The 5,083-nt window shown below is 62.8% G+C and carries 4 protein-coding genes and 1 pseudogene; 2 read left to right on the top strand and 3 right to left on the bottom strand.

Features of this window, described 5'->3' with window-relative positions:
• Together AC1DY5_RS41480 and AC1DY5_RS41475 are read right to left on the bottom strand one after the other, a co-directional pair.
• On the bottom strand, positions 1–411 hold a 411-nt coding region (locus AC1DY5_RS41480), incomplete at its 3' end, for a hypothetical protein (RefSeq protein WP_478120260.1).
• Positions 412–424: 13 nt separating this feature from the next.
• On the bottom strand, positions 425–1,555 hold the full coding sequence (locus AC1DY5_RS41475) for a ParM/StbA family protein (RefSeq protein ID WP_478120259.1): 1,131 nt from the start codon (positions 1,553–1,555) through the stop codon (positions 425–427).
• A gap of 793 nt (positions 1,556–2,348) precedes the next feature.
• On the opposite strand from AC1DY5_RS41475, the gene AC1DY5_RS41470 reads away from it, so the two are divergent.
• Together AC1DY5_RS41470 and AC1DY5_RS41465 are read left to right on the top strand one after the other, a co-directional pair.
• Complete coding sequence (locus AC1DY5_RS41470) at positions 2,349–2,642, top strand: hypothetical protein (protein WP_478120258.1); 294 nt, start codon at positions 2,349–2,351, stop codon at positions 2,640–2,642.
• A gap of 190 nt (positions 2,643–2,832) precedes the next feature.
• Positions 2,833–3,840: an ABC transporter substrate-binding protein gene (locus AC1DY5_RS41465; RefSeq protein ID WP_478120257.1), complete on the top strand. Its 1,008-nt coding sequence runs from the start codon at positions 2,833–2,835 to the stop codon at positions 3,838–3,840.
• A gap of 365 nt (positions 3,841–4,205) precedes the next feature.
• On the opposite strand, the pseudogene AC1DY5_RS41460 reads toward AC1DY5_RS41465, so the two are convergent.
• Positions 4,206–4,991, bottom strand: a pseudogene (locus AC1DY5_RS41460) (IS630 family transposase); the annotation flags it as partial.
• Positions 4,992–5,083 lie beyond the last annotated feature (92 nt).

Raw genomic sequence — 5,083 nt, 5'->3', positions numbered from 1 at the left:
GGGCTGGGCAGCTGGAAACGGATCCGGGCGCAGCACGGGTTCGGCCGACGATAGAGCCGGAGCCGAGCTGGCGGAAAAGCGTCCGTCGCCCACCGGCGCTGGTGCGCCCGTACCCAAACTCTCGCTCGCAGTTGTCGGCGCGCGCTGGATGGCCGAAGCCGACCCCAGCACCTCATCGACAAAGCCGCCGGAGATCCGGGTCGACAGGCCGTCCATGCGGCGCAGACGCTCCTCCTGGACGACCAGGCCCATCTCCATGAGCTGGCGGATGAAGCCGTTCCGTGCTCGGTCGCCTGGGCGTCCGGTGAACTGCTCGATGGCGCGGAAAAGCATCGGGCTTTCGCGCCGGAGGAACCGAATCCGGATGTCGAGGACGTCGTCATTGGTGGCCTGGCCGCCCATCTTCTTCATCGCGAAACGCCTTTCAAGCCGCGTCGGCGCCGGCCAGAGCTTCGGCTTCCGCGATGCCTTCACCGATGAGCTGCAGGCCCTCGACGTTGCTGAAGACCGAGTGCTTGGGCACGTAGATCGGCATGTCGGGCATGCGCTCGGCGATCTCTTCGGCGTAGTGCGCCGGGTGCCCGCCGACCATCACGACCATGTCGATGATGTCCCAGGCGCCCTTTATGCCGTTCATCATGATGCCAACCGGGTCACGGACCGCACGGCGCGCGGCGGCCAGGATCTCCGGATCTGTCATGTCGATCGCGCGACCGTCCAGCTTGAAAACGGCGCCGGTGCGCAGCGAATCGTTCAGGCGCTTCAGGTTCGATGGGGCAATTGCGCGGCCGATCTTTGCCTCCAGGTGCTCCTTCACAGTGGTCATGACGCGGTGGCGGCCCGCGTCGCCAGCGGCGCCCGACACGTCGGTGTTCGGCTTTCCGCGGTTCACGAGGAGCCAGTCCAGCGTGTATTCGCCCGGATCGACGGTGACGATCGTCATGGTGTCGACCAACTGGTTCCAGTCCGCCAGGGGCTTGAGGCCGGACTGGGGGAAGCAGGCAATGGTCTTGTTAATACCGTCGATGTGGCGATCCAGGCTGTAGAAGCCGCCCATGGGCTGCGGACGCACGACCACCTTGTCGATGACGACGCTGCGCTCGCCGTCCAGATCGATCTTGCCGGTGTAGGCCTTCTTGAGCGCGGCGGGCTTGCCAGGATCGCGGAAGTGACTGACGGGCAGGCCCAGGACGAGCACGTCGATGTGGTCCTCTTCCATATAGGCGAGGGCACCGCGCATGAGAGCGTGGTACGGCGCGCTGTCGTAGTACTTGTCGTCCAGGTGCCGGCCGAAGTCCGAGCTGGATGCGGCGCGGCTCATCACGTCTGGGCCGACCACGAACGACTCGCCCTGGTATGTCACGACCTTCACGTTCTCGCTGCGACTCTCCTCGAGCTCGTAACGGCGGCGATCCACGCCAAAGGCGACGGAAGGGAAGAGGTCGTATTCGACGACGCCCGTGCCGCCGGCCTGGCGGTGGTGCTTCGTGAACTTAGTCAGGCCGTAGCCCAGATCGATGGCCACCACGATGGGTGCGCCTGCAGCGTCGCTCATGTGTGCAATTCCTTATTTGTTCGCGAAAATAGTCCGGTGCAAAGAAGCATCTCACAGGAATCACCAGTTCGTCAAGGTCGCACAAAACTAAGATGGTAGGGAAGTGGCCGAGCGCAGTGCGAGGGACGGCCGAGCGCAAGCCGTTGCATCGGCTAAGGCAACCGTCTGCCAGAGACGCGTCAGAGAAAGCCATTGCGTCTACCAATGCGCAGGACGCGCGGGCGGCAACGTAGGCGCCTGATGGCACTGGTAGACAGATCTACCAGCGAAAGCCGACGCTTCTACCAGCGACCTCAGTCCGAACCCGGGACCAATGTTGAGCCATGCCGGAACAAGCCTAGAGACAGCCGTTGCATCGGCTAAGTCACACTTGGCTTGCGATCTACCAGAACTAGCCTTTGCATCTACCAACTTGCATATCGCAGCGGGCGAGGGTGGCGGGAGGCGTGGTGGAAATGGGATAGGGAAAGCCATTGCATCTACCAAGTGGCCGCGCACGCGATTCTCGCCAGACGATGGCCACCTGGTAGAGAGAAAGCCGCCGACAGAACTACCAGCGCCAGTCTGGGCCTTGCCCACCGATCAAGCCTCATCGAGTCCGGCTTGCTCGCCGAACTGGCTCTGACGAGATCCGAACACGGCCCAACAAAAAGTTTCCGCTGCTGTTGCGAACATGCATCCTATACTCGCCCGCGAAACTGTTCGCTCCGCGTCAATAGGCAGACACGAATGATTAATTCCAAGGGCGACAGCTACTGCTACCTGAACGCACGCACGCCACACGCTGGAGACCGTGGGAGCCGCCGGCGACGCCGGCTTCTACTCCAAGCTGCACCAGCTCCTGGCCACCGGCAGCCAGGGACAGGCGCCACCGAAGCAGTGGGCCGCGATGATCAAGGCGCGCTATGCGAGTTGGCGCCACCCCGACGGCGTGTACAAGGAGCTTCTCTTGCGCGCGGACTGTGCGCCGCGGGCCGGAGACGTCCGAAACGCGGGGACTCGTGGTCGCCAGCGCGGAGAGCAGATCACGAATCGCGTGCGCACTGACCGCTCGACCGGCAACAATCGGCCCAATACCGGTCTTTGACTTCGCGCAGCTTCGCAGTGGAATGAGAGGGCGCCGCACCAGGCCCAGTCGTTCACGACGGACTTCGTTGACGTCGGCAGAACGCATCGTCAGTCGGCGCCCTCCGGGTTCTGCCAGAATTGCGGTAAGGTCGGCTCCGGCCATGCGTTGGATGTTTGCGCCGGCCTGAATAGGGGGACCGATGCCTGCCTTGACATTCAGCGCCTCAGCCACGCCCCGCCTACGACGCCGCGCGTTCACGAGTGCTATCGGCTGCGCGACGCTCGCATTGCGATTCGCAGACGCGCAGACTGCAAGCAAGGTATTTCGTGTCGGCATGCTGTGGTTAACCGACCCCAATCTTCCCAAAGGCGTGGGTAATTTCCCTCAGTTCACAAGCCTGGGGCTCGTGGAAGGCGTGAATCTGGTGATCGACTCCCGGGCGGCCGGTAGCGCGTCTCGTCTGGATGCCGCCGCGGGGGAACTCGTGGCGCTCAAGCCGGATGTCATCATCGTCGCGAGTGGGAGTGCCGGCGCATTCGCGGCAAGAAGGGCGACGACGACCATTCCTATTGTCTTCTACCTTGTCAACGATCCTGTGGGCTCGGGTCTCGTACAAAGCCTGGCGCGCCCCGGCGGCAACCTGACGGGCAATGCATTCTTCTCGAAAGTGCTAGATCTCAAGCGATTTCAGTTGCTCACCGAGGTGATCGGCACTACGGCCGACATCGCGGTGATCGACTCGAGCTTCACCGAGCCCTTCAAGAATGAGTATCTGCGCCAGAGGCCTGCGCAACTCGGAGGTCGAGCGGCCCGCACAGAGTTCATCGTGGCGAGGGAGGCGGCCGAACTCGACGCCATTTTTGAACGGATCTCCCGGGAACGCTTCGACGCTGTGGCCGTCAACCAGTTTCCACTTGCATCGAACTATGAAGCACGCATCGCTGGTCTGATCGCCCAGTACCGTATGCCGGCAGTCGCCGATGGCAGGAACTTCGCTGAAGCGGGCGTGTTGCTGACCTATACGACCGATACCTCCGAACTCTGGCCACGCACCGCCCAGTACGTCCGCAAGATCTTGAACGGCGCCAAGCCGGCCGATTTAGCGGTCGAATTGGTTTCGCGCTACGAATTCATCATCAATTTGAGGACCGCCAGGAACTTGGGAATCAAGGTGCCGCCATCTGTGCTGATCCGCGCCAGTAGATCCATTGAATGATTGGCCGACTACGTGCCGCAGTCGATGGCCGCATAGGGCTGCTCACTGTCATTTCCGGGCAGGGCGATTGTTCCGTCCATTGTTCCGTTGCGAACTAATTCCCGCAACAAACCTTCGCTGCGAACTGGAGGGCCCATTGTTTCGCTCATTGTTGCGCGACGAAACAATGGGAAGGCGCCCGCGCCTGGCCGATCGTTCCCGATTGACCTCGTTCAAGGCGGGCCGACCGTGCGCCGCGGGCCTGAGCCGTCGGAGACGTGACCTCGACCGGATCAACTCAGACGGAATTGCTTTGTCTTAGAAGAGAGATCCCAAGAGAGCCAACTCGGAGGGTATCTAGTGTTGTGCGCCACTCAGATATGTACTTATCTTGTGCTCCGTGCCAGCGCAGCCTTGGCTCGCGTGACCTTKGCCAGGATGTCGGTCGCGCTCTTGGTCCAGATGAASGGCTTGGGGTTGGCGTTGTGATGGGCCAAGTACAGATCGATGGCCAGTTCCAGTTCGGGCACGCTGGTGAAGCTGTCGCGCCGGATGCGGTTCTCCGAGATGTCGCGGAAGAAGCGCTCGACCATGTTCAGCCACGACGCGCTGGTGGGCGTGAAGTGCATGACGAACCGCGGGTGCTTGGCCAGCCAGGCTTGAACCTCCGGGTGCGTGTGCGTGCCGTAGTTGTCCACGATCAGGTGCAGCTGCAGCTGCAGGTGCTTGGGCGTCTTGCGCTGGATCAGGCGCAGGAACTGCAGCCACTCGACGTGGCGGTGTTGCTGCTGACACATCGAGATCACGGTGCCGTCCAGGGTGTTCAACGCCGCGAACAGCGTGGTCGTGCCATGGCGCTTGTAGTCGTGCGTGACGGTGCCGGCGCGGCCTTTCTTCATCGGCAAGCCCGGCTGGGTGCGGTTGAGCGCCTGRATTTGACTTTTTTCGTCGCAGCTGAGCACCAGGGCGCGCTCGGGYGGGTTCAGGTACAGCCCCACGACGTCCAGCAACTTGTCCTCGAAGCGCGGGTCGCGCGAGAGCWTGAAGCTGCTCTGSCGATGCGGCTTCAGGCCGTTGCGCTGCCAGACGCGGCGAATCGTCGTCGGCTCTACCCCGAGCTGCGCGGCCAGCGTGCAGCGTCCTGTCCACGATGCTCGACTCAAGCTCGGCGGTCACGCTGGGGGTGCGCCCGGGGCGCGGCGCATCGTGCATCAGGGCCTCAACCCCCCGTCCAGGAAGCGCTGGCGCCACAAGGCCACTTGGC

The sequence above is a fragment of the Variovorax sp. P4_D9 genome, assembly GCF_056401695.1.
This window is presented reverse-complemented; position numbering and strand designations above follow the sequence as displayed.

Excerpts from the sequence above, each read along its gene's own strand:
- AC1DY5_RS41475 (WP_478120259.1), bottom strand. The coding sequence starts at position 1,555 with ATGAGCGACGCTGCAGGCGCACCCATCGTGGTGGCCATCGATCTGGGC.